This is a genomic window from Bacillus sp. M5A3_1b (genome assembly GCF_053345335.1).
The window spans coordinates 67306-91160 of the sequence record NZ_JBKEZY010000006.1 but is presented as its reverse complement, the minus strand read 5'-3'; the positions used below and the strand labels follow the sequence as shown (position 1 = coordinate 91160).

26 protein-coding genes and 1 other annotated feature are annotated in these 23855 nt (G+C 34.3%); of the genes, 8 read left to right on the top strand and 18 right to left on the bottom strand.

Annotation, left to right across the window (positions count from 1 at the left end; genetic code table 11):
• The first annotated feature begins 181 nt into the window (after positions 1-181).
• Complete coding sequence (locus ACLBWW_RS17750; RefSeq protein WP_098847457.1) at positions 182-658, top strand: XoxI protein; 477 nt, start codon at positions 182-184, stop codon at positions 656-658.
• A 71-nt stretch (positions 659-729) separates the two neighbouring features.
• On the top strand, positions 730-1662 hold the full coding sequence (locus tag ACLBWW_RS17745) for a hypothetical protein (RefSeq protein ID WP_098069011.1): 933 nt from the start codon (positions 730-732) through the stop codon (positions 1660-1662).
• A 50-nt stretch (positions 1663-1712) separates the two neighbouring features.
• On the opposite strand, the gene ACLBWW_RS17740 is transcribed toward ACLBWW_RS17745, so the two are convergent.
• The 5 genes from ACLBWW_RS17740 to ACLBWW_RS17720 form a co-directional block, all read right to left on the bottom strand.
• Positions 1713-2423, bottom strand: a complete 711-nt coding sequence (locus tag ACLBWW_RS17740) for a hypothetical protein (protein ID WP_098132335.1) — start codon at positions 2421-2423, stop codon at positions 1713-1715.
• Positions 2424-2761: 338 nt separating this feature from the next.
• Entirely contained in the window at positions 2762-3520 is a 759-nt protein-coding gene (locus tag ACLBWW_RS17735; RefSeq protein ID WP_048544550.1) for an SDR family oxidoreductase, read from the bottom strand.
• A 56-nt stretch (positions 3521-3576) separates the two neighbouring features.
• A complete protein-coding gene (locus ACLBWW_RS17730) occupies positions 3577-5235 on the bottom strand; it encodes a putative ABC transporter permease subunit (RefSeq protein ID WP_098132333.1) in 1659 nt (552 codons plus the stop codon).
• Positions 5228-5953, bottom strand: coding sequence for an ABC transporter ATP-binding protein (locus ACLBWW_RS17725; RefSeq protein WP_048544545.1), 726 nt, complete (start codon positions 5951-5953; stop codon positions 5228-5230). Before ACLBWW_RS17725 ends, ACLBWW_RS17730 begins: the two co-directional genes overlap by 8 nt.
• An 88-nt stretch (positions 5954-6041) precedes the next feature.
• The gene (locus ACLBWW_RS17720; RefSeq protein WP_048544543.1) at positions 6042-6236 is read right to left on the bottom strand and encodes a hypothetical protein; all 195 of its coding nucleotides are present in this window, start codon (positions 6234-6236) and stop codon (positions 6042-6044) included.
• 180 nt (positions 6237-6416) lie between these two features.
• Between ACLBWW_RS17720 and ACLBWW_RS17715 the strand changes: the two genes are divergently transcribed.
• Both ACLBWW_RS17715 and ACLBWW_RS17710 read left to right on the top strand, forming a co-directional pair.
• Positions 6417-6776: a DUF3796 domain-containing protein gene (locus tag ACLBWW_RS17715; RefSeq protein WP_033656368.1), complete on the top strand. Its 360-nt coding sequence runs from the start codon at positions 6417-6419 to the stop codon at positions 6774-6776.
• Positions 6764-6967: a helix-turn-helix transcriptional regulator gene (locus tag ACLBWW_RS17710; RefSeq protein ID WP_048544541.1), complete on the top strand. Its 204-nt coding sequence runs from the start codon at positions 6764-6766 to the stop codon at positions 6965-6967. The genes ACLBWW_RS17715 and ACLBWW_RS17710 overlap by 13 nt, the downstream gene beginning before the upstream one ends.
• A gap of 208 nt (positions 6968-7175) precedes the next feature.
• Here ACLBWW_RS17710 and ACLBWW_RS17705 read toward each other — a convergent pair whose 3' ends face one another.
• Both ACLBWW_RS17705 and ACLBWW_RS17700 read right to left on the bottom strand, forming a co-directional pair.
• Positions 7176-8138: a tubby C-terminal domain-like protein gene (locus ACLBWW_RS17705; protein ID WP_098631195.1), complete on the bottom strand. Its 963-nt coding sequence runs from the start codon at positions 8136-8138 to the stop codon at positions 7176-7178.
• Between the two features lie 172 nt (positions 8139-8310).
• Entirely contained in the window at positions 8311-9021 is a 711-nt protein-coding gene (locus tag ACLBWW_RS17700; RefSeq protein ID WP_098202103.1) for a YjjG family noncanonical pyrimidine nucleotidase, read from the bottom strand.
• Between the two features lie 319 nt (positions 9022-9340).
• On the opposite strand from ACLBWW_RS17700, the gene ACLBWW_RS17695 reads away from it, so the two are divergent.
• Positions 9341-9766, top strand: a complete 426-nt coding sequence (locus ACLBWW_RS17695) for a DUF1648 domain-containing protein (RefSeq protein WP_098222353.1) — start codon at positions 9341-9343, stop codon at positions 9764-9766.
• A 38-nt stretch (positions 9767-9804) separates the two neighbouring features.
• Here ACLBWW_RS17695 and ACLBWW_RS17690 read toward each other — a convergent pair whose 3' ends face one another.
• The 3 genes from ACLBWW_RS17690 to ACLBWW_RS17680 form a co-directional block, all read right to left on the bottom strand.
• Complete coding sequence (locus ACLBWW_RS17690) at positions 9805-10827, bottom strand: tyrosine-protein phosphatase (RefSeq protein ID WP_098633684.1); 1023 nt, start codon at positions 10825-10827, stop codon at positions 9805-9807.
• A gap of 89 nt (positions 10828-10916) precedes the next feature.
• Positions 10917-11756, bottom strand: a complete 840-nt coding sequence (locus tag ACLBWW_RS17685; protein WP_048546481.1) for a hypothetical protein — start codon at positions 11754-11756, stop codon at positions 10917-10919.
• 52 nt (positions 11757-11808) lie between these two features.
• Positions 11809-12531 carry a GNAT family N-acetyltransferase gene (locus tag ACLBWW_RS17680; RefSeq protein ID WP_048546483.1) on the bottom strand — a complete coding sequence of 241 codons (723 nt, stop codon included), beginning with the start codon at positions 12529-12531 and terminating at the stop codon, positions 11809-11811.
• Between the two features lie 123 nt (positions 12532-12654).
• Here ACLBWW_RS17680 and ACLBWW_RS17675 point away from each other — a divergent pair, with 123 nt between their 5' ends.
• Entirely contained in the window at positions 12655-13494 is an 840-nt protein-coding gene (locus tag ACLBWW_RS17675) for a DUF2785 domain-containing protein (protein WP_000355707.1), read from the top strand.
• An 18-nt stretch (positions 13495-13512) separates the two neighbouring features.
• Positions 13513-13962: an NUDIX hydrolase gene (locus ACLBWW_RS17670; RefSeq protein WP_000540482.1), complete on the top strand. Its 450-nt coding sequence runs from the start codon at positions 13513-13515 to the stop codon at positions 13960-13962.
• Between the two features lie 75 nt (positions 13963-14037).
• Here the strand turns inward: ACLBWW_RS17670 and ACLBWW_RS17665 are convergent, their stop codons facing one another.
• The 8 genes from ACLBWW_RS17665 to ACLBWW_RS17630 form a co-directional block, all read right to left on the bottom strand.
• Positions 14038-14418: a VOC family protein gene (locus ACLBWW_RS17665; protein WP_447614144.1), complete on the bottom strand. Its 381-nt coding sequence runs from the start codon at positions 14416-14418 to the stop codon at positions 14038-14040.
• 45 nt (positions 14419-14463) lie between these two features.
• Complete coding sequence (locus tag ACLBWW_RS17660; RefSeq protein ID WP_048546489.1) at positions 14464-15504, bottom strand: ROK family transcriptional regulator; 1041 nt, start codon at positions 15502-15504, stop codon at positions 14464-14466.
• Between the two features lie 122 nt (positions 15505-15626).
• Positions 15627-16820: an MFS transporter gene (locus tag ACLBWW_RS17655; RefSeq protein ID WP_048546491.1), complete on the bottom strand. Its 1194-nt coding sequence runs from the start codon at positions 16818-16820 to the stop codon at positions 15627-15629.
• A gap of 69 nt (positions 16821-16889) precedes the next feature.
• The gene (locus ACLBWW_RS17650) at positions 16890-17453 is read right to left on the bottom strand and encodes a maltose O-acetyltransferase (protein WP_048546494.1); all 564 of its coding nucleotides are present in this window, start codon (positions 17451-17453) and stop codon (positions 16890-16892) included.
• Positions 17454-17827: 374 nt separating this feature from the next.
• A complete protein-coding gene (locus ACLBWW_RS17645; protein ID WP_447614143.1) occupies positions 17828-20317 on the bottom strand; it encodes an FtsX-like permease family protein in 2490 nt (829 codons plus the stop codon).
• Positions 20314-21072, bottom strand: coding sequence for an ABC transporter ATP-binding protein (locus ACLBWW_RS17640; RefSeq protein ID WP_048546571.1), 759 nt, complete (start codon positions 21070-21072; stop codon positions 20314-20316). Before ACLBWW_RS17640 ends, ACLBWW_RS17645 begins: the two co-directional genes overlap by 4 nt.
• Positions 21065-21214 carry a hypothetical protein gene (locus ACLBWW_RS17635; RefSeq protein WP_000256359.1) on the bottom strand — a complete coding sequence of 50 codons (150 nt, stop codon included), beginning with the start codon at positions 21212-21214 and terminating at the stop codon, positions 21065-21067. The genes ACLBWW_RS17640 and ACLBWW_RS17635 overlap by 8 nt, the downstream gene beginning before the upstream one ends.
• A gap of 77 nt (positions 21215-21291) precedes the next feature.
• Positions 21292-22290, bottom strand: coding sequence for a tryptophan--tRNA ligase (locus ACLBWW_RS17630; RefSeq protein WP_098124447.1), 999 nt, complete (start codon positions 22288-22290; stop codon positions 21292-21294).
• 43 nt (positions 22291-22333) lie between these two features.
• Positions 22334-22542, bottom strand: a binding site (T-box leader).
• Between the two features lie 138 nt (positions 22543-22680).
• Between ACLBWW_RS17630 and ACLBWW_RS17625 the strand changes: the two genes are divergently transcribed.
• Positions 22681-23838: a 1-deoxy-D-xylulose-5-phosphate reductoisomerase gene (locus ACLBWW_RS17625; RefSeq protein ID WP_048546501.1), complete on the top strand. Its 1158-nt coding sequence runs from the start codon at positions 22681-22683 to the stop codon at positions 23836-23838.
• Positions 23839-23855: the final 17 nt, after the last annotated feature.

Here is a 23855-nt window from a genome sequence, read left to right as displayed (position 1 = left end):
TAAACCTGTTTCCCTTGCTAGCTAAGCATTAGAAGATATATTCGATTTTTTGCAAATGAAGAAATGTTGAATCAAAAGTAAAAGAACAGTTAAGTATGGGACAAGTTATTGAGAGTTTCAAAATTCTCATATATTGTATGAATTGAGTTCGAACTCAAAATTAAAAAAGGTGGGAAAATTAGTGAATATGAAAAAATCTTTAACGGTGACAACTTTAGGGTTAGCGGTTTTAGGTTTTGGTTTTACTAATAACGCAAGTGCTTCAGAGGTGGGCACTGCAGACAAGCAGCCCGTTTTGGTTAACAATGATGCTGTTCAATCAGCAAAAACATCTAATGTTCCTAGTTTGACTGTTGCAGCTGCACCTAAGAATGACTCTAATATTAGCGTGTATACTCCCTTTTTTGGTAACCCATATGCAGTTGCTAAATCGAAATCAACTACGATCGAAGACTATATTTATGCAAAAGCAAGAACTTTCAATGGCGATGGCTCATTAGTGAATATGAAAAGTAATAGTGCCAAAAAATCAACTTATGTAAGTGCTACAGCGACCAACACAAGTGTTTATTATGGAGATGATTACGCTATTGGTAATCATACCTATAAATTGAGTGGTTATAATGATGTGAATCACGAAACTAAAGCTTCCTGGTAAGAAAGAGAAAAAAGATATGCATCTTGCATATCTTTTTTCTCTTATATTTTAAATATATTGAGGTGCTATTTATGAAACAAATGTATATTATTATCAGTGTTATACTTATTTCATTAATTATAATTTATGTTTTGTTCCCTACTTCAATCATACAACCACATACATCTCCTAAAGAAAATAAGCGAGAGCAACAAACCAATACTATTTCTTACGGATTGAAGAATACTAAAGGTCAACATATTAATAATGGTAGTAAAATTACTATGGAGAATAATAAAATAAATGTATCGTTATCATTCATACATAATGTTGATGAAGACCGAAAATATGGATTAATTGTCCTAGAAGATTACGAACAAAAACCTTTTAAAATAGAAGAAGCTGCTAATGAAGTATCACACTATTCTTTTGATATGAAACCAAATAGTTCAATTACTACGAGAATCTCTTTACACACTTCTCCTAATGCAAGTGAATTAACCTTTTTAATAATTAAAAAACCTGAATATAAATTAAAAGATAATGACTTAAGTAAAGCGGTTATATTAGAAGAAATTTTAAGTATGCGATACTCAACAAATCCCCCTCAGGAGGGAAGCGAAAAAATAAAGCTCACCTTTATAGATCCAAATGCTATTTTAAAAGATGGTCTTTATGAACCATTATTTGTTACGAACAATGAAGAGAACTTACAAACTGTCTTCTCTGATAAAGAAGGCAGACAATTAACCTTATCAAATGGTAATGAAACAAAAGATGAAATGACTTACGCAATCGTGGCATTTAAAGATTGGGAACAAGTTGAAATATTTAATGATAAAAAAGTCGTTTATACTGCGGTCGCACCTGAAACGAGACAAATTTTCAATTTTACATTGCCTTCAGTGGATCAGGAAAGTAATTTTCAGCTCGTCGCTTTTCCATTTCCTTATAAAACTAGCGAAGAAGATTATGTCAGTCAACAAGCATTCGGTTCATTTCGTATCGTAATTGAAAATAAATAGACTTTTACAAAAAATACAAAAAAGCCTACTTCCACAGTAGGCTTTTCAAACTACGAAAGTTTCGTTAATAACTGAGTTAAATCTTTTTTCGTTTTCGTCGTTAATGATTTCATTTTATTAATATCTATCTTTTCTTTCTCCGCTCCTACAATTAACGGATACATACTTTGTCCGATTGTTTTATATTCAGCTGGATGAGATGCTTCTAACTCTTTCTCGATTACATCCCACTTTTCATTAATTTGTTTTCCAAGTTTATTTACTGTTTCTAATTTCGGATTTGCAGCTAATTGCTTGTCTAAACTATCAATCAATGCAGCAACTTCTTTTACATTTGTTTTCACAGCTACGCTTTTCTTCGGATCTTTCGTTGTTTTTCCGTTTGAGTTTGTACTTGTACTTTGATCTGTTGTTTTTCCGCTAGTCGTTTCGTCATTCATTTTTCCTGTCGTCTCTTTTTCTTTTGTTTTCACATTCTCATTTTGAGATGACGTTTTACCGTTACTCTCTGTTCCTGATGATTCTTTCGTATTTTTTGCATCCTTATCTGTTTTTTCATTTGAAGAAGTATTTGTATCTTTTTCAGTATCTTTCGTTATTTTTGACGTCTCATCTGCACTTGTCGTTTTTGATTCTCCTTCATTTTGCGCTGTTACTTGCTCTTTCTTTTCTGTCTCTTTCTCTGCTGAAGGACTACAAGCTGCCATAGTAAGCATTGTACCAATTGTTATCGATGCGATAGCGACCTTTTTCATTTTCATATAAATCCCCCTATGTTTACTTTATTTATCCTCCCCTTTACGATTCGATTTCCCCTTAAAAAATCCCTTTTCACATGAATCACCATCTTTCCGACAGTAATCTTCATAATAATACGTACAAAAACTGATAAACCCATTTGAATATTCGAGTTTCTTCTACTTCATTTTTCTTCTCTGTAGTAAAAGAAAAAGAGTATATTGTCAAATGAATAATTACTATCTTCATATGACGATATACTCTCCTATCAAATTTTTATCTTTCTTGACATTTTATTTAAACAAAAAAATAAAATTTTCTTTTATTTTTTTGTTTCTCAACAATTGTTAACATAATATATTTATGAGTAACCACCGTTCGAATGAATGACTTGCCCCGTAATCCATTTTGCTTCTTCACTTACTAAAAAAGAAATTAAGCGTGCTGCATCTGACGGTTCTCCTACTTTACCTTGTGGGAACTTCCATACTAAATGATGCTTCAGTTCCTCTGTAATCCATCCTGTATTCGTCGGTCCTGGATCAACAGCATTCACTGTAATCCCCTTCTCCATCGCAACTGGTGCTACTGATTTTGTAAATGCTTCAATTGCTCCTTTCGTTGCTGCGTATGCTAGTTCATCAGGCATTGGCCCTAGTGACTGTCCTGAAGTAAGGTTAATAATACTTCCATTCGTTTTCAGTGCATAATGTTTTATAAATAATGAACTTAATTGCATAGTAGCGCGGACATTTACTGTATAATGTTTATCTAGCTGTTCTACATTTAATTCTTCAATTCTCGTATGTGTAGAATACGCTGCATTATTAATTAAAATAGATGGATCACCTAAACGTTCTGAGACCATATAAAACAAACGATTTGGCGAATACGACTGCGATAAATTGATTTCTGCCATTTCACATCGAACACCTAAACTTTCAATCTCCTCTTTCAACAAAAAGGGCTCTTTGTCATGCATTCCCCACGGCATCGCTTTATCATACTGAGACCAGTACGTGAAAAAAATGTCTATCCCTTTTTGAGCAAGCACCTTGCATACAGCTGCACCAATTCCATTCAGACGAGTTGCCCCTGTTACAATTGCTATTTTCTTCACCTTTTCTCCTCCATCTATGGATAAATCCCCTGCACGAATACAGAGGATCTATCTTTTTATTCAATATTTGATAATATGCGTTCTGCACCTAATTTTAAAATTTTAATGAAGATATAATTTACAATCGTAAACATTACAAATAAAACGATAAACATAACCCACAGTCCTACTTGAAGGAAGAAGTATAATAGACTTACTCCCGCTACAATAACTAAAGCTATAAAAATATTAGCTAAAAAGTTCCACAAAGTTGTATATCGGCTCTTAAATAATTTCTGCTCTGTATCCCAATGTATATCTGCAGTTTGTGCATCCCAGCGTGTACCAATTAAATTAATTAACAGTAAACCGTTTGCACTTAGTAAAAACCACAGTAACATGAATACAGGAGAAATCCCAGCTACAACTGCCATCGTAATACCGAAAACTGCTAAAATAATCACATTAATTAACCAAGCAGTAATTGCTTTCGCAAAAAAGATATCCGAAGCTTTTACAGGTAAATAACGATTCACAAACCATGAACTTCCATCTCGTGAAAATGATGTTGTTGCGATAACATTACTTCCCATTAAAAATAACGATGCACAAAGACCAACGCCAATCGCAAGACCTGCTGATTTTGGATTATCAATATACCCTGTGATCCACTTTAAATTTCCATCTTGCACGAATAAAACAAAGAATAACATAATCGGCATAACGAAAGTTTGTACGATACAATTTAAGAAAAATTGCGGTGTACGGAATAACGTTTTAAATTCTTTTTTCACATACGCTTTTAAATGTGAACTTTGTACCGTTGATTTCTGTAAGCCTTCTGCTGAAATAACCTCTTTTTTTGCTGTACTCGTTGAAAGTCCGATAACCCCTTTTAAATATGTACGCTCTGCAATGTAATAAAACAACACAAAGAATACGAATGAAATAAGTGCAAAGATGATTACGTATAAAGGACCCTTCCAATTTGCATTTTCTACTAATGCTACTGCTCCAAAATATGTAGTTGGAAAATAGTTTGTCATTTGTACTAGAAGAGAAGATTGGTGGTTCGCAAGGTAATTCGTAATTGCATCTTCAGAAAACGAGCTTTTATTTTTCCACTGTAAAAATACATTAATTCCTACAATAAATAGTATACTGACGATTCCAATAAATATATTTCCTCGGTCTTTATTTTTCGCTATATTCGTATATCTCATAATAACTGTCATCAGTAACGAAGCTAATACTAACGGCACAATCGGGAACAGTAAGTAAATAAAAATCATGTATATGTAATAGGTAATAAATGCGCTACTTTTTAACCCGTACGTAATAAAGATTGGTAATAAAATGAATGAACTCATTACGTATTGTGTAATTAATACCGTTAAAAATTTTGCCGAAATAATCTGGGCTGGTTTCAATGGTAACGGTAATAACATTTCAATGTCATTACTATAGTAAAATACAGTTAAAATGTTCGTTATACTCATTAAAAATACCCATATACTCGCAATCGCAAGTCCCATTGCGATAATCATTCCTGGGTCTTGCCCTAAATGTTTCATACCTTCATACATTCCGTGCGTGATAGAACCAAATATTAAAAATCCTACAAATAAAATGGCTGCAAATGAAAATACATACGCCCATCGCTTCTTCTTATCTGTTATGAAATCTGCATAATTTAATTTCAATAATACTTTCGTTAACGTCCAAATTTTACTCATTGCCCGTCATCTCCAAGAACATTTTTTCAAGTGATTCATTGGATTTAAAATGATCTCTCATTTCATCTAAATTCCCCTTAAACTGAAGATTTCCCTTATTAATAATTGCAACGCGGTCACATATTTTTTCTGCCACTTCTAATACGTGTGTCGAGAAAAATACGATTTTTCCTTTATCCGCATGTTCTCTCATCATTTCTTTTAAAATATATGCAGATTTCGGATCAAGCCCCGTTAACGGTTCATCTAAAATCCATACATCTGGCTCATGCACGAGCACACCAATAATAACGATTTTTTGTCTCATACCGTGCGAGTAACTTTGAATTTGATCCGATAACGCATTGTAAAGATCAAATTTCTTCGCTAAAGACTCGATTCGTTCTTGGCGTACTTCTTTCGGCACTTCATACATATCTGCCATAAAGTTTAAATATTCAATTCCCTTTAATCGTAAAAACATATCTGGGCTATCTGGAACATAACCAAACGTCTTTTTCGCTTCCATCGGATATTTCATAATATCTTTACCGTTAATCGTAATCGTTCCTTTGTCCACACCATGAATACCAGTAATCATCTTAATTGTCGTTGATTTACCCGCGCCATTCGGTCCTAAAAATCCAAAGATTTCTCCGCTAGGCACAGATAAACTTAAATCTTTTACTGCATAGGTAGACCCATTATAACTTTTTGACACATTCGTAATTTCAATCATTCCATCCAATCCTTTCCTTAATTACCAAATAACTATATTAATATTATAGCATACTTCTATTTTTAGATTTTTATATTTTTTCAGTTTTTTAACCTTTAAAATAAATATACACGCCTAATCCAACGATTAAAACGACAGCTAATATAATATAAATCATCGTCAGCCGTTTAATATTCCCTTTTGTCGCTTTACTATAATTCGCATCACCATTGCGCCCAATTAATACCGTCGCCACTACAGTAATGACTACAAGTAATACAACGATCATGATCCCAGTTAACATTCCTTCCTCCCCCCTCCTTACAACCATTTTACAATATTATCCTCTTTATTTCGCAGTATATTTCCTCTTTTTACTATTATTATGAAAAGAATTGGAAAACTATTATTACTATACATTTTTATATGTGATATATTTATAACATAACGTGATTTATTTCTAACACTGAAAGGAGAATCTATCGTGAAAACAACTTGGATAAAATATTTAGGATTTCTCGGTTTCTTCGGTTTCCTCGGCTTTTTTTATGAAAAAGGATTGTTTACTATGTTTTGTTTCTTCTCCTTTTTCACAACGTATAGAACGGTTCAACACGATGAACTATTTGAACAAATCGTCAATAAATCGTGCCGCAATGCATTTATCGTTACATTACTAACGACCGCTATCATTATGTTTATTGAAATGTTATTTCCAAACCCGGCGCTACAAGAGATTGATATCGCTCTTATTTTCAGCACACTCATTCTTACGTTCGGCTTCTCTATGTTCTTTTATGATAAACCTGTTGATGAAATGGAAGATGCGCCATGGCGTTCGTAACGAGAATAAAAGAATACCGCGCCAAATCGAACATGACACAAGAAGATTTAGCGAAAACTGTTGGTGTACGTCGTGAAACGATAAGCCATCTCGAAAAAGGAAAATATAACCCTTCCTTACAACTAGCTCACGATATAGCGAAGGCACTTCATAGTACGATTGATGAGATTTTTATTTTTGAGGATAAATAATGTGAAACTTTAATCAGTGGGGGTTTTCTTCACCCCCCACTGATTATTAGTTGAACCAATCGGACTTTTATGGGCAGCCCGCCCCCCACCTAAATTCTTTGCTTTCGCTACGTTTTGAGGTAGGGGTCTTACTGCCCATTAAAGTGGGATAAAAAATACCGGCATTCTTTTCACAAAGAATACCGGTATTTTTCATTTATTCAACTAATCACCCATACAGAATCGCATGAAATACGCCTAACAATAAATATTGATCCTCTATATAATTCTCATCATATACATTCATCTCAATATCATACATATCTTCCTCAAGACGAATATTCCAATCTGCGATTACATAGCCGTTTCGTAATAACTTTCCAAGCCCAATTGAAGTTTTGTGAACAACATATTCTTCTCCCTTATATGTAAAAGTAAATAAGAAATTTGCATCTAATAACTTTCCGTCACATACAAGTATTTCATGCTCTGCATCATTATTATCGATATACGTTACTAAAATCCTTCTTTGACGCTGCCTACTTACATCCTTTGCAACGACGCGAATATTGTCCTTACTATCCTTTATTTCATAAATGATATTACTACCGACTTTCGGAATAAAGTCTAGCACTTTCATCAACGTATTTTTATAATAGCCCCGTACTGCGCCTACTCTTTCGCTTTCATTATAAACCTCTATTGGCGTCGTATCCGCCTTACTATCACACAGTCGCTTGTAAGAAAGCTGCATCATTCGCTCTCCTCTTAAGTACTGATCAAACGTCACAGGATATTCTATCGCGCGCAGTTCCTTATTTAGCTCATTTAAATAACGCCCAACACTTTCTACTAATGCTGTAGTGGATATACGCTCCTTAAGTTCAAATTGCTGCCAACTGGAAGCTACTCTCCACTGATCTTCCTCTTCGTATAAGAATCCAAGAATTACTTCCTCACGATCACTCGTTTCATAATTCAACTGTTCGTTCTGCCCATGTTGCACTTGTTCCATCCACTGTCCTAAATAAATACCAAGCTCTGCAACCTTCATGCACGACTTCTGGAACAGTACGCTGTCACCGACAAGAATCGTTACATCCCCTTCAATAAAGCCATTTGCATAAGCGGTATACCGTGGCTCTTCCTTGTGCGGAATACTCTTGTCTAACTCAAATAAAAACGTTAACATTCTTTACTCACCTCTAGTTATTACACCGATCGTACCTATAAATTGAACCCAACTCAAATTATATCGACGATTTTTCCAATATATCTACCGTAACTCAAAATATATCAACGATTTTTTCGATATATCGACGATTCGACAAAGAATATCGACTTATCGACAAATATCAACACATTTAAAATGAAACTACCTTTTCTTCCGCCACTTCCACAATTTCTAAAATTTGTAGCAGGCTCTCCACTTCATAAGTCGGCTTAACACTTGCCCTATTTTCTTTCAAACTTGGATTATACCAACACGTATCAATGCCGTAATCTTCTCCGCCTTTCATATCAGAAGTTAGCGAATCTCCAACCATCAATACACTTGATTTATCAGTAATTCCAAACTTCTCAAATGCATAATCAAAAATCTCACGTGCTGGTTTTTGATGACCAACCTCTTCTGAAATAATAATATGATCAAAGAAATTACATAAAGGCGAATTTCCAATTCTCGATTGTTGCACCTTCGTATATCCATTCGTAATAATACCTAACTTGCAATCTTGTAGTTTCTCACATAATTGTACTGCACCTTCTATAAGATGTACTTCTTTCCCTAAGTTTTCAAGGTATACATCACTAAATTGCTGCGCATCTACTTCTATATTATGCAGTGCAAATAATTGTCTAAATCGATCTACCGCTAATTCACTTAGTGTAATCATTTTATTTTCTAAATCTCTCCATAATCCATTACTAATCTCTTTATAACTTGCAAGGTAATCATTATACCCTGTAGGCATGCCAAACTGTACAAACGCGTTATGTAATGCGTTTCTTTCCGTCTCAGGAAAATCTAATAATGTATCATCTACGTCGAATAATATAACTTTGTATTTCATTATGCTCTCCTCAACTAGTACGTTATTTACAACTTGTATTTTCTCATTAATCGTCTCTTAAGTCGAACTTTTTCCCTTTACGAATAATAGCTGTACAGCAATCTTAAAGTTGTTTCAGACACACGAATCATGTTATTCAAAAATAATTAATTGTGAAAATACTATAAATTTGAGATAATTTGGATAATGAATCCAATTTTTTAAAAGGGAATACAGGAATAGAAAGGGGCGAAAAGACATAGTAAATTCATGGGGAAGACCTAAAATACAAATCCCAAAAACAAAAAGTGAATGGGTTGGAGATATCATTGGATATTCACTGTTCTTTGGTTCAATCATTTTTTTGATTATCATTTGGGGAAGATTACCCGAGGAAGTACCTGCACATTATAACGCATATGGGGCTGTAGATCGCTGGGGATCAAAGTGGCAACTTTTGCTTCTACCAGGAATTGGGGCATTCATATTCCTTTTAATGCAAACTTTAGAAAAGTTTCCAGAAGTTCATAACTACCCACAAAGACTGAATGAATCGAATGCTCCGCTGTTTTATTTAAATAGCAGAAAAATGCTTAATCAATTAAAAAATGTCTGTTTACTTATTTTTGCTTTCATCCAATTTGAAACAATTTCAATAGCTTTAGATTGGAGCGGCGGTTTCGGAAAATTATTTTTACCGATATTGTTAATTGGGACAGTTATTCCAATTGTCATAGGAATAATAAGACAACGAAAAATTTCATAATAGAAACAGGAGGCTAATCCAATTAGCCTCCCTCCTCATTATTTATCCTCTAGCAATAACACTTTCATTTCCTCTAACGACTCTTTCGTAAAGCCGAGTGCCTTTTCAGCATACGATTCAACTGAACCGTATTGCTTTTTCACTTCATCAATCGCAGCTTGTAAATATTCAGCGCGCGCTTCAAACATTGCGCCTAATATTGCTCTACTTTCATCGTTTTGAAGTTTTGCACCTAAAAAGGCCATCATTTTTTCATTTAATTTTTCACGGAAGCCGTTACTTAGTAAATAGTCTTCCATTACTGTTTTTTCCGGTACACCTAGTAAAAGTAATAATAGTGCTGATCCGAATCCAGTACGGTCTTTTCCAGCTGTACAGTGGTTTACTAACGGTAAGTTTTCTGGGTTTTGTGCTAAGTTTAAGAAGCTCACGAATGCTTCATTACCACTTACGAAATCTTGATTCATTTTCACAAGATACTCGCCTGGTTTCCCTAACATAGAAAGGTCACCAACTTGGAAAAATTCATTTATGTTCAAGTCTTTCGCCAAGTCTTGCATAACTGGTAAGCACACTTGACGAGCACCTGTAATCTCAGGATTCGGCTTATGCTTCACTTCAAAATCTGTACGGTAGTCACAAATTAACTTTAACCCAGACTTTTTTAAATAGTCGATATCCCACTCTGTTAGTCCTGCTAATTCTTCAGAACGGTACAACTTGCCCCATTTTACTTTACGGCCTTCAGTCGTTTCATAGCCTCCCATATCACGGAAGTTAAACGCGCCTTGTAATGGCAATCTACGCTCAGCTACTGTCACTGCTTGTCCATTACTTCCTACTATTCTAAAATATGGACGCTCATTTTCACTCGGGTTTTCAATTGTACATGATGATTCTCCATTTACCGTTGCAAGTAATTCTCCAGTTTCTTCAATATGATCTGGTGAAGTACTCCAATAAATACGAACTTCTTCTATATTATTTTCCCACTTTATATATAACGTATTATCTTCATTTCTTTCTACAGTCGCTTGTAACCAATTTCTTTGCTGCTCCATTCTTTCACCAACGCTTTCTCATATAATCGAATCTTTCTTTATTGTATTATAGAAATATCTATTTTGTCGTTCTCATTTTTCTTTTTATCTTACAAATAGGCAAAAAGTTCTTTTACTTGTTCATAAGTTGTACACGGATTCCCTCGAAATACGTATGTAATTTGTTCATCACCTAAATCTTCATATACAACTGTCCCGCGATCAGGGTGCGAATAAAACTCTAATCCATTTATAACTTGTTTTGGGCCATAGTTCATTGTCCAAGAAGAAACAGGATAGTACGCATTGTTTTTATGCCGACAAACCCAAAGTGCATATAGTTTACTATCCTCATCCCAGTATACATACTGTATTTCATCATTTCCGAAACCAACTGATTCAAGTTTCCAACTTAACTTTTCATAAATTGATAATTTAACATAGGATACGTCTTCGGGAGCATTCCACTCACGACATCTTCCTATCTCACCCATTTCACCTCTCTTCGCTTGAAAGCTTAATAAGTGAAATGGTGTATGTAATATCCTTTTTGCAAGCTCCATATTTACCGGTTGTAATTCAATTAGAAATCGTTCCATTTCATCTTGGTTTACATATCCGCTATCAACAGAAACTTCAATTTGTGTTTTCCATCTAGATGTAACGTAACTTTCTTTTCCTTTATAATTTACACCTTTCCAATACACAAGCCATTTATATTGAAAACAATCTCCTTTTGCTTGAGAAATACAACTATCCGGAAATACTGGCTCCATTATATCTAGAAAAAACTCTTTTACCCGAAACATTCCAGTTGGAGTAACAACCTGAAACCAAAAAGTTTCCCACTTTTCACCTTCATAACGTTCTGAAACCTTTTCAACTTTCCAATTCTCTAACAATACATGTGGATACAGTAAAACGAATGAATGCATGGATTGCTTTAACATATATAGTCCCCTCCCGCTATACGAGTTCGAGAGTATACACCATTCATCCTCCCTAAACCTTCCTCACATATCGCTCAGTAGAACTTAATAACTGACATCCATTCTTTTCAAAAACATCCTTCATCCACTCATTTTGTACATTTGTCTCGCCAATATAATATGATGCGCCTATTTCTTTTAAGACAAACATTGCTCCTGTAAAGAATACCGTTTCATACCCTTTATTTCGCATATTTGGAGCGACTGCGAAATACATGAGTTTTCCTTCTTCTAACGTCCCCTTTTCAATATGCGGGATTACAATTCCTACCGGCTCTTCACCTACACTCGCTGTTAAACAATGCTCTTTCCATTGCTCACCAATTTCTTGTAGCATCATATTTACAAATTGATCATAAGTGACGTGCTCTTCCGTCATTTCGTTCCAAAGAGAATAAAATGTATCTTCTCCTACTTCTTCAATCAGCTTAAAATCAATTTCACTTCCTACATCTTCTACTTCATATATATCCTTAAACACAATCATGTTTTCAGTAACATATTCAAATAAATACGTTTCAAAACATTTCTTATACACATCGTAATTTGGGCTTTTTGAAGAAATCTCAAAATGTAAGTTTTCTATTCCCTCTTTTTTAGCCTCAGCAACGCAATATTGCATCATTTCCTTTAATTGCTCTTCTGTAAAAGACTCTGCATTATTTTCTTTTATCATGATAGAAGAAGCATTTCTTCTTATTTTAAAATGTTTTTCTAACTGTTCTATAGTCATCATATACTTCCCTCATCTATGTCATACTCGAATTTCTACTTGTTCTCCTTGCATGAGCAGGATTGTCCTTGAATATATAGAATACTAGAAAACATCGCATCTTTAAAGTGCGGAGGAGGTTCTCCATTGGATATTACAACGTTACAACAACAGTTAGAGCTTATACAACAAAATGACTATACGCAACTGCAACATATAGATATAAATGAGTTAACGCTCAATATGCTTCAGTATGTCGGAACGACTGATAGTTACGTTCGTTACCAACTTATATATAAATGCTTTTCCTATTTCATTCATCATGAATTCCTTATGGATGATCAGCTGAAATTACTTCTGCAAACTTGTTTAAGCGATGAGTATTTATATTGTGATATTCACTCCCCACATACAGATGGGGTTTTCACACGTTCTTACACTGTTTCGTTAATCGCGCTAATACTCCAATTCGCTAACTCGCACTACTTTTTCACAGAGGAAGATATTGAAGAAATAAAAAACAAACTCATTTCATATACAAACTTAGAAACGGATTTTCGAGGCTATATTGAAAATAAAGGATGGGCTCATTGTCTTGCCCACGTATCAGATGCCTTTACTGAAATTGTTCACAATTCCTATACGACCTTTGAATGGTATGAAGAATTAATTCATTGCTTATTAAATAAAATTTTTATCCCATCTGATCTTTTTCACAATAACGAAGACGAACGCATTATTACGCCGTTACTAGCAATGCTGTATCATGACTTTCCACAAGACGAGTTAGTCTCTATTATTCATAAAAAAATAAAAAGGCTTCCTCAAATTAGAAAACGCCTTTCGCTTAATGAGTATTGTATTTTATGTGCCAACATTAAAACCTTTTTACGCACATTATTTTTCAGAACGAAAGATGATCATAACTTAGCATTTACAGCACGTAAAACAGAAAGAATGTTAAAAGAACTTCCTAACTATTATTAAAATATAAGGAGAACAACTATGGGATATATTGAAGACATGAGAAATTTAGTAGGTAATCAACCACTTATTTTAATCGGTTCACACGCCATTATATTAAATGAGAAAAATGAAATATTACTGCAGCTCCGTACAGATTTTAACCGCTGGGGTATTATTGGTGGTGCCTTAGAATATAACGAAACGTTAGAAGAGACTTTAAAGCGAGAAGTATATGAAGAAACGGGACTTATCATTAAAAATCCAGAACTATTCCGTACATACTCAGGACCTGATTTCTTTCAAATCTACCCAAACGGCGATCAAGTACACGGTGTACTCGTTGTTTATATTTGCCGCGAATTCAATGGTGAACTTGTATGCGACCAAACGGAATCGAAAGAACTACGCTTCTTTCCGCTTGATGAGTTACCTAGTAATCTTCCTCCTGTTATTGAGAGAATTATTAAGGAGTTTCAGCACTCCAATTAAAAAACATTACATATTTTTATAGAAATAAAACAAGCTCATTTCCCGTCATGATAACGCGAAATGAGCTTGTTTATGTTAGATTGTTATCTCAATCTGATTTCCTTCAGGGTCGCTTACTACACTTTCATAGTAACCATCCCCTGTAGTACGTGGGCCGTTTAATACAGGGGATCCTGCTTCTCTTAATATATTAGTTAATTCATTCACCTTTTCTTTGCTACCTACAGAAAAGGCAATATGCGCATATCCTATTGTTTGTGTTTGTGTATTATCGTCTATCCCTACCTGCCTCATAAGTTCTAGACGTGCTCCACCTTCAAAAGTTATAAAATAAGATTCAAACTGCTTTTTCGGATTGTGATATAAGCTATTTTCTTCACCACCGAAGTACTGTTTATAGAAATCACGCATACCTTCTAAATCATTTACCCAAATTGCTACATGTTCAATTTTCATAATCGACACCTTTTCTTTTACAGTATTCAACCAACAATTTGATATTTAATTTTCTTTGCTTGCTCTTATAATCATCAGATCAAGTCCAAGGCTTTTTAATCCATATAAATAATCTTCTTTCCAATCGCTCACTGTTATTTTCGGAATATGTTCCGCTGGAATGTACTTCGGACAAGTTTTTACAATTTGATCTATTACAAATTGGTTCACTTCATCATCACAAAAGATAAAGGCATGCGGGTTAATAATAGCTATACATGTAGCTATTAAACGAGTAATAGCATCTATATTATATTGCTCTGGATTATTTGAATCTCTTACTGCATCTTCACTTCTCAAAGATTGTAAGAAGTTTTTATTATCATACTGTGGAACGAAAGATATCTCCCCTGAGAAAAAGGTACTCCCTCGTACCACATCTCCATTTATCATAATTCCCGCCCCTGGGCCGTTTTGACCTGAATACAAATATACAAGAGATGATTTATCATTATTTCCAGTATTTTTATAATAGCCAAGGACTGCGGCATTCATATCATTTTCTATTACTACAGGTATAGAAAACAGATCCTCCAAATGACTTTTCAAATTAAAATTTTGGAACTTTTCATAACCAGGTATATAAAAAATACGACCATTATCAACCGAACCAGGCACACCAATTGATATAGAGCTTATTTTCGGGAATGTAGCTATAAGACTTTCAATATGTTTAGATAATAGATTTACGCCAGTATCAATTAATACACTTGAAGTACTTCCTTGTTCTTTTACTTCCCCTAAACAGTTAAAAATGGTATAGTTTGTTTCATTTTTCTCTAAAAATATCGCTAATCCTAACATATATTCCGGATTATACGCATATCGTTTCGCTCTTCTTCCGCCACTTGAATCATCTAAACCGACTAAAGTGACTTCACCATCTTGTTTCATATTTTCTATAAATTTACTTATCGTTGGAAAACTAATTTCTAATGTATTACTAAGTTCAACTTTCGTCGCACTTCCTTGCTCTAGAAGAGCCGTACGAATGCCGCGAAAGATCGTCTCTTTAATCGATTTTTGAGTAACAAATTGTTCACTCAAATCGCTCACCACCTTAATCAACATACTTATTAAACACTTTTAATAAGTTGCGTTGACAATATATCATACATCATTTTCTAAAGCAATAGAGATGATATATTTCCGCTGCATGCAATCCTTATTTAGCTCGGTGTATTCTCTCTCGTAATAGACGATACAATTCCAGACAAAAGAACAAATAATAAAACCGCTAGCAAGGCATTACGTATTCCGAATGCTTCCCCAAGTATCCCTAAAAATGGTGGTCCGACTAAAAAGGCTGTATAACCAATGATAGAAACTGCAGCAACATTAGAAGTCGCATTTTCACGGTCATTTCCAGCAGCTGACAGACCAATTGGGAACCCTAGCGCTGCACCAATCCCCCACAGTACTACGCCAAATGCTAGAAAATACGAATTACTCCCAAATATTACGATTGAAATTCCTAGAATCGCCATCATAATAGTGGCACGTACGACAGCGACACGACCGAATCGATCAAGGAAATAGCTGCTACACATACGAGTTAACGTCATTGCTAATACAAAAATTGCGTACATAATAGAACCTGCCACTATACTTTGCTCATGTCCATCTACCATCACGATAGGTAGCCAATCATTTGCACTACCTTCTGCAAATGCCATTCCAAGCACAAAAAGACCAATTAAAAGCACCTTTTTTTCCATACGTAAGGAAGTACGCTTCTCTCTCCTTTTGTTCCGCGATTTCTCCTTCTTTCCTGTTCCATGCGGAAGAAAACGATACACCATACATACAAGTAATAGAAACATGACCGAAATCACAAGAAACTGATACAGAATCGGGATGTGAAGCGACGCTGCGACAGAACCACTGAGCGCGCCTACTAAAGTTCCTACACTAAAAAAGCCATGGAATTTCGGAAGAAGAGTTGTTCCTAATTTCTGCTCAATGGAAGAACCTTCTACATTCAATGCGACTTCTGCCAATCCGTAGCCTACTCCAAATACTAGTAAGCTACTAAAAGCCCCCATACTAGAAACAAAATAAATATTTATACCTAAACAAATCAATCCAACAATCATAAAAAACATACTGCCTATAATAACGTCTCTAGCTCCCTTACAGTCAATGAAGCGGCTTGCACTCAGTAAACCAATTATTGAACCAACAGATAGTCCGAACAAAATCCAGCCCATTTCTGCATTTGACACTGCTAACATATCTCGAGTAGCTGCTGTTCTTGAAATCCATGTAGCAAACGCGACACCTGGCAAAGCAAATAAGAGAAAAAGAGCGTTTCGAGAGGCAAGTAATGTCTTTGTATGATTGTCCGCACTATATTTCTCCATATGAAACACCTTTCACATTGTCTATACGATAAGACACCAGTTTATTCATATACCCGTAAAAAACGATTTCTATAAGTCTATCGTTTTAATAACTTTAGCTGGATTACCACCAACAACTACATTATAAGGTACATCTTTTGTCACAACTGCCCCTGAGGCAATTACAGCGTTGTCTCCAATTGAAATACCAGGGTTAATTATAGCTCCCCCGCCAACCCAAACGTTGTTACCAATCTTTACAGGCTTTCCATATTCTTTACCAGAATTCCGTTCCACCGGATGTAAAGGATGAGTGGCCGTATAAATATGGACACCTGGTGCAAACATACAATTATCACCGATTCGTACTTCACAAACGTCCAAAATCACACAATTAAAATTTGCGAAAAAGCTCTTTCCAACATGGATATTGTAGCCGTAATCACAACGAAAATCAGGATTAATTTGGGCTTTCCCATCAGCTGAAGAACCTAAAAGCTGATTTAATAATGTAAAACGTTTTTCATCTCCTGTCTCCATCGCCTCGTTATAAAGGCGTGTTAAACGTTTTGCCTCCACCCTATCAGCCACTAATTCTTCATCCTCCGCAACATACATTTCTCCCGCTAACATCTTTTCTTTCTCTGTTTTCATACAATCCTCTCCCTCGTTATAGAATGAATTACACTTATTAAACAACTTTAATAAGTGACTTTAATTATACTTATTAAACAAGTTTAATAAGTATCCCTATATTAGCATATTTTTTAATATGTGCAACTAATAAGTTTTGAAAGGAAATGTGAATTCTTACTTCACCTAATGATATTACTTGGTGACATTTAACTAATATAATGATTTATCCATAGTTTTTCATTAAAACCGTTGAGACTCATCGTTACATGAAATCCTCTCCTTTAGGCGCTATACTATATGTTTATTAATGAGCAAACCAATATGCAAATCAAGTGTTAATAAAAAAGAGATTGACCCAAAAGTAGCTGAATAACTACTTGGGTTAATCTCTTTCATTTATTATCCTTATTTAACTCTTCTACAATGTTCCTTTTCCCTATTCTATTAGCAAAAGGTATAAAAATAATAAGGACTATTCCGAACATCCCCGCTATTACCGTTACAATAAGTTTGAAATCAAAAAATAAAGGTGTACGATCTATTATACTTACCATGTAGGTTAATAATATGCCTATAACAGCCCCTAGTATAATCCCAATAAGTACATATAAAATAACTTGCGTCAAAATAACTTGTACAATCCCTTTTTTCTTAACTGTTATTGCTCGTAAAATAGCAAACTCTTTTCTTTTAGATTGAATATTATTTATAAGTGTATTACATACCCCTAATGTTACACTAAACAAAATTACTATAATAACAACAATGAAGATGGACCACCTTTGCTGAAACATTAAACTAGATTGTTTTAACGATTGAGTATAACTACTTATTTTTAATTGTGGATATTGACCTTTCAATTTCTTTAATTGCTCCAACGTCTCCCTCTCATTATTTGAACTAATAAATGCACGCTCAAAAACTGTATAATCTTGTTTATATGTTACATTACTCCAATCCATAAGTACTGAAGGAGAATTCGGTAGCTCATTAACAATTAATCCGATTTCTACCTTACTAGTCGATCTAACTTTTTGTTCCTGTTCTGAAAATAGACCCAATTGAACGATATCACCTACATGAAGTTTATACCGCTCCGCTAACTCTTTTGTAACAATTATACTATTCTCCAAATTGGCAGGTACTTCTGGCAGTAATCCTTGCTTTTCCATTTCCTTTAAATCACCTAAATTATAGTCAAAAGTAATATAATTTTCACCTTGTTTTAATTCTGCCAGTGAGTTCGTACTAATTGTACTAGCTCCTTTTACACTACTTATTTCTTTAAATATATTTTGTGTATGAGGTAAAGTAATGGTTGAATCATTATTCAAACGATTTTCCACAACAATATGTGTTGGAAATTCTCGTTTTAAATATCTTTCATTATTTTTTTGCATCGTTTTAAATATAGTGGAGCCGAAGACAACTATCACCATCATTGTACTTATCATTAAGATAACAAATGTATTTTTCCTTACTTGCGGAATTACATTTTTAATAGCAACAAATGTATTCCTTCCAAATATTTTTTTCATCATAGGTAGACATAATTCTAATATCGAAGAAAGATAAATAGGAAATAAAACATACAATCCTAAAACGAGAAATATAGATCCAATTACTATCACTATCGCCTGCGTATCTCCTGTATTTGCTACAAAGCCACCAAAAACAGTTAAAAATATACTACTAATTAAAAGGACTTTCCCCATCATACTGCGTGTTTTTTCATTAGAAAAGTCGGATTCTTCATTTTCGCGCATAAGCTTTACTGGTAATATTTTCGAACTTCTGTATGAAGGATATAACATAAACAATTCAATAAAAAAGATACTACAAATCATTGTTACAATCGCTATTTTATAGTCAAAACTCATCGAATTAATTTGAAAAGCAAATAACTGTTCTAGCCAACTTTGTAAAAAACGGTTACTTATTACAGCTAGTAACAAACCAAATATTCCACCAAAGAAATTAATTACACTACATTGAATAAATATAACTTTAAACATTTGTTTCGTTGTTGCTCCCATTGATCGCATAATAGCAAATTGGTTTTTATATTTATATAAAAACACTTCAAAATTAGATATTAATAATAACGATGTAATAATAAGTATTAATACAGATACAATAACTATAAAAATATGTAATGACGCTAAGTTACTTTTTAAAAACTCATCTTCCTCAGCAATATCGATTCTTAATTCTTTGTCTATTTTATGAATTTGACTAGCTAATGCTAATACATCGGCATTCTCTTTTGCTTTTATCAACACATAAGTAGCCTCATTGTGTTTACCTGTTTTTTCATATACGTGCTGTTTCACTGCACCTTCTGATAAAACAAGTATATCCGGAGCTGAACCTCCAGCTTCTATATCAGGTAACACTTCTTTTACTACATATGATTTATTTTCTATTTCAATCCTTTCCCCAACTTCTACTTGTAAAGTTTCCGCTAATCCATCATTTAATGTTACTTCCTCATTTGATAGATTTTTAGAGAAGTGATATCGACTTTTAGATAACGAATCATTTTGAACACCTACTGTATAAATAGCTGTATTCAATTTATTCACTTGCAAATGATTTACTAATACTTTTGACATGTATTCAATATTTTCTTGTTCCTTAATATTTTTTAGTAAAGATTTATCCATCAATTTATTTTGATCAGGGTTATATCCAACAGATAAATCCATATCTCCATATACATTTTTCACTTCATTTATTACAGACTGCTTCGCATGACTCGAAAATACAATCATCGTAACAATTAGACAAACAGCTAACATAACACTAACGATAGAGGAAATAGCAGTAAATTTATTCGTCTTAAAAAAACGTAAACTTAATCCTCGTACTGATTTTATCATTTTGATTTCTCCATTATTTTTTTAAATTTATCTAAAATGATATTCATATCATTTACTCCATGAGAACACGTATAATCATCAACAATTTCTCCATCATGAAAGAAGAGAACCCGATCTGCATACGTAGCAATGTGAGGATCATGAGTAACAAGAATCATACTTTGATTGAATCTTTGTTTCATATCGACTAGTACCCGTAAAATATCATTAGACGTATTGAAATCTAAATTTCCAGTAGGTTCATCTGCAAGAACAATTGGAGGGGATGTTATTAACGCCCTACCAATTGCAACACGCTGTTGTTGTCCCCCAGAAAGCTGAGTTGGTCGATGATTTCTCCAATTTACTAAGCCAAGAACATCTAATATTTTATTTGTTTTTTCTCGTATCTCTTCTTCTGAATCAGCTGATAATATGAGGGGTAACGCAATATTTTCTTCTACAGATAAATCCTTTAATAAATGAAATGACTGGAAGATAAATCCTATGTTATCCCGCCTGTACTCCGTCGCATATGGTTCAACAAACATATTTGTAGGCACTTCACCATTTACATAGATAACCCCCTCATCAGGCTTATCTAGAGCACCAAGAATGTTTAGTAATGTACTCTTTCCAGATCCACTCGTTCCCATTATGGCAAGGAGTTCTCCTTTATTTAACTCCAAAGTTACATTTTGTAACGCCCTAACATTTGTATCTATACTCTCATATGTTTTACTTAAATCTTGAACTGCTAACACAACTTCACTCATCATTATTCACCTCAACATTATTAAGTTTTATTCCCTCCACCAAATTAACCTGAATTAAAATTTTTTCTTTTAAATTACTAGGTGGTACAATTTCTGTTCCTATTTGAACTAGCAACATTTTTAATTCGAGAATTGTAACCATTTTTATCCCTCCTCACTCTATATTGGTAACAAATTGGGATTTCGTTCGATTTTTTTTGTAAAAAAATAAGGGAACGCTCAGCGCCCCCTCTCAAATCCAATCCGTTTTTTAATTTCTGCTAAATTTATCTTCGCAATTTCACGCGCCTTCTCAGCACCTTTTTCTAACGCTTCATATAATAAATTCGGCTCATTCATATACATCTCATATTTCTCACGAGGTCCAGCTAATTCGCGGTCTACAACGCGAAACAACTCGTTTTTTACATCGCCCCATCCAATACCAGTTTCATACTTTTCACGCATCGACTGTATTTCATCTTCTGTCGCAAATTCTTTATAAATTGTATATAACGTTTCTAATTCTTTCGGTTCATTCGGAAGTGAGGAGTCTGTTTTGATTTTAAATATTAACTTTCGTAGTTTTTCTTGTTCTGCAAATAATGGGATTACATTTCCGTAACTTTTACTCATCTTCCTTCCATCAAGGCCAGGTAAAATGGCACCTTCTTCTTGTATGACATAATCCGGAAGCGTAAATGTTATGCCGAATGTATGATTAAAATATGACGCAATATCACGCGCGATTTCAATATGCTGAATTTGGTCTTTCCCGACTGGTACATGAGTAGCTTGAAATAATAATATGTCAGCTGCCATTAAAATCGGGTACGTATATAATCCCATATTCACTCCAGCATCTACCTCTAACCCTGCTTCTTTATTTTGCTCTACTTTCGCTTTATACGCATGAGCACGGTTCATAAGACCTTTCGGAGTTAGACAAGCTAATATCCAAGCTAGTTCTAAAATCTCTGGCACTTCTGTTTGTCGGTAAAAAATAACATCTTCTCCAAGTCCGAGTGATAACCAAGTAGCTGCTACCTCTTTCGTATAACTACTGAACTTTTCTGAATCATGCACAGCATTTAACGCATGATAATCCGCTATAAAATACAATGCGTTTCCTTCATTATTCTTTGACATTTGCAGCGCAGGTTTAATCGCACCAATATAATTTCCTAAATGCGGATAACCAGTTGGCTTAATTCCTGTTAACATTATTTTTTCACTCACACTAACCCCTCCTTTCTCAAAATAAAAAAGCCCCTCATCCTTAAAAAAGGACGAGAGACTCCCGCGGTACCACCTTAATTAGCTATCATTAATAGCTCACTTCAACTTCTTAACGTGAAGTAACCGTCTTTGCCTACTCATTTCAGCGAGAAGCTCCGGAGCCCATTCCATATTCATCCCTTACTGATTTCCACCACACATCAGCTCTCTGAAAAGTTTCGAATATGTACTCTTCTCTTTCATTGCTTTTCGTTATTTTTTTACAGTTTATCACATTCCCTTTCCAATTAAACCCTAATTTCCTGTTTTATATGGCAGGAATTTTCACCTTGATTGTCTAATAATATATAGGTTTGCAGAAATACTCGAAACAACTTTGGAGGTTTTTTCATGGTAAAATATATATCCATTTTAGGTTCAACGGGATCCATTGGCACATCTGCATTAGATGTCGTTTCCGCTCATCCTGAACATTTTAAAATCGTCGGTTTAACCGCAAATTATAATATCGATCTTCTCGAAAAGCAAATCGAATCGTTTCAGCCTCGTATTGTAAGCGTAGCGACAAAAGAATTAGCGGACACATTGCGTTCTCGTATTTCAACAAATACAAAAATTACATATGGAACTGATGGTTTAATTGAAGTATCTACCCATCCTGATACAAATCTTGTATTAAGTTCAGTTGTCGGTGTTTCAGGTTTACTCCCAACAATTGAAGCATTAAAGGCGAAGAAAGATATCGCCATCGCTAACAAAGAAACTTTAGTTGCAGCTGGACATATCGTAACCGAACTAGCGAAACAAAACGGATGCCGCCTAATTCCTGTCGATAGTGAACATTCAGCTATTTTCCAGTGTTTAAATGGGGAAAATAATAAGGAAATCGAAAAATTAATTGTTACAGCTTCTGGCGGCGCTTTTCGTGATAAAACACGTGAAGAAATGAAAACATTACAAGCGAAGGATGCTTTAAAACACCCAAACTGGTTAATGGGGGCAAAACTAACGATAGATTCTGCCACGTTAATGAATAAAGGGTTTGAAGTGATGGAAGCTAAGTGGCTATTCGATATTCCTTATGAAAAAATTAATGTTATGATTCATAAAGAAAGTATCATTCACTCTTTAGTAGAGTTTATTGATGGATCAGTCATGGCACAGCTCGGTGCCCCTGATATGAGAATGCCGATTCAATATGCATTTCACTACCCTACTCGACTACCTTCATCCTATGAAAAATTAAATTTATTAGAAATTGGTAGTTTGCATTTTGAAAAACCAAATTTAGAGAAGTTCCCCTGTCTACAATACGCATTTGAATGTGGCAAAATTGGCGGTACAACTCCAGCTGTATTAAATGCAGCGAACGAAATTGCAAATGCACTATTTCTTAAAAATGAAATTGCATTTTTCGATATTGAAAAAACAATTTACAATACAGTTGAAGCTCATCATAATGTAAAAGATCCTTCACTCGATGCTATATTAGAAGCTGATCAATGGGCACGCCAATACGCAAATCAATTATTAATAAAAAAGAGCTAAAACAGTTTTATCTGTTT

Coding starts and splice junctions, on each gene's coding strand:
- ACLBWW_RS17745 (WP_098069011.1), top strand. CDS start 730: ATGAAACAAATGTATATTATTATCAGTGTTATACTTATTTCATTAATT.
- ACLBWW_RS17740 (WP_098132335.1), bottom strand. CDS start 2,423: ATGAAAATGAAAAAGGTCGCTATCGCATCGATAACAATTGGTACAATG.
- ACLBWW_RS17730 (WP_098132333.1), bottom strand. CDS start 5,235: ATGAGTAAAATTTGGACGTTAACGAAAGTATTATTGAAATTAAATTAT.
- ACLBWW_RS17725 (WP_048544545.1), bottom strand. CDS start 5,953: ATGATTGAAATTACGAATGTGTCAAAAAGTTATAATGGGTCTACCTAT.
- ACLBWW_RS17720 (WP_048544543.1), bottom strand. CDS start 6,236: ATGTTAACTGGGATCATGATCGTTGTATTACTTGTAGTCATTACTGTA.
- ACLBWW_RS17710 (WP_048544541.1), top strand. CDS start 6,764: ATGGCGTTCGTAACGAGAATAAAAGAATACCGCGCCAAATCGAACATG.
- ACLBWW_RS17705 (WP_098631195.1), bottom strand. CDS start 8,138: ATGTTAACGTTTTTATTTGAGTTAGACAAGAGTATTCCGCACAAGGAA.
- ACLBWW_RS17700 (WP_098202103.1), bottom strand. CDS start 9,021: ATGAAATACAAAGTTATATTATTCGACGTAGATGATACATTATTAGAT.
- ACLBWW_RS17690 (WP_098633684.1), bottom strand. CDS start 10,827: ATGGAGCAGCAAAGAAATTGGTTACAAGCGACTGTAGAAAGAAATGAA.
- ACLBWW_RS17685 (WP_048546481.1), bottom strand. CDS start 11,756: ATGTTAAAGCAATCCATGCATTCATTCGTTTTACTGTATCCACATGTA.
- ACLBWW_RS17680 (WP_048546483.1), bottom strand. CDS start 12,531: ATGATGACTATAGAACAGTTAGAAAAACATTTTAAAATAAGAAGAAAT.
- ACLBWW_RS17670 (WP_000540482.1), top strand. CDS start 13,513: ATGGGATATATTGAAGACATGAGAAATTTAGTAGGTAATCAACCACTT.
- ACLBWW_RS17665 (WP_447614144.1), bottom strand. CDS start 14,418: ATGAAAATTGAACATGTAGCAATTTGGGTAAATGATTTAGAAGGTATG.
- ACLBWW_RS17655 (WP_048546491.1), bottom strand. CDS start 16,820: ATGGAGAAATATAGTGCGGACAATCATACAAAGACATTACTTGCCTCT.
- ACLBWW_RS17650 (WP_048546494.1), bottom strand. CDS start 17,453: ATGAAAACAGAGAAAGAAAAGATGTTAGCGGGAGAAATGTATGTTGCG.
- ACLBWW_RS17645 (WP_447614143.1), bottom strand. CDS start 20,317: ATGATAAAATCAGTACGAGGATTAAGTTTACGTTTTTTTAAGACGAAT.
- ACLBWW_RS17640 (WP_048546571.1), bottom strand. CDS start 21,072: ATGAGTGAAGTTGTGTTAGCAGTTCAAGATTTAAGTAAAACATATGAG.
- ACLBWW_RS17635 (WP_000256359.1), bottom strand. CDS start 21,214: ATGGTTACAATTCTCGAATTAAAAATGTTGCTAGTTCAAATAGGAACA.
- ACLBWW_RS17625 (WP_048546501.1), top strand. CDS start 22,681: ATGGTAAAATATATATCCATTTTAGGTTCAACGGGATCCATTGGCACA.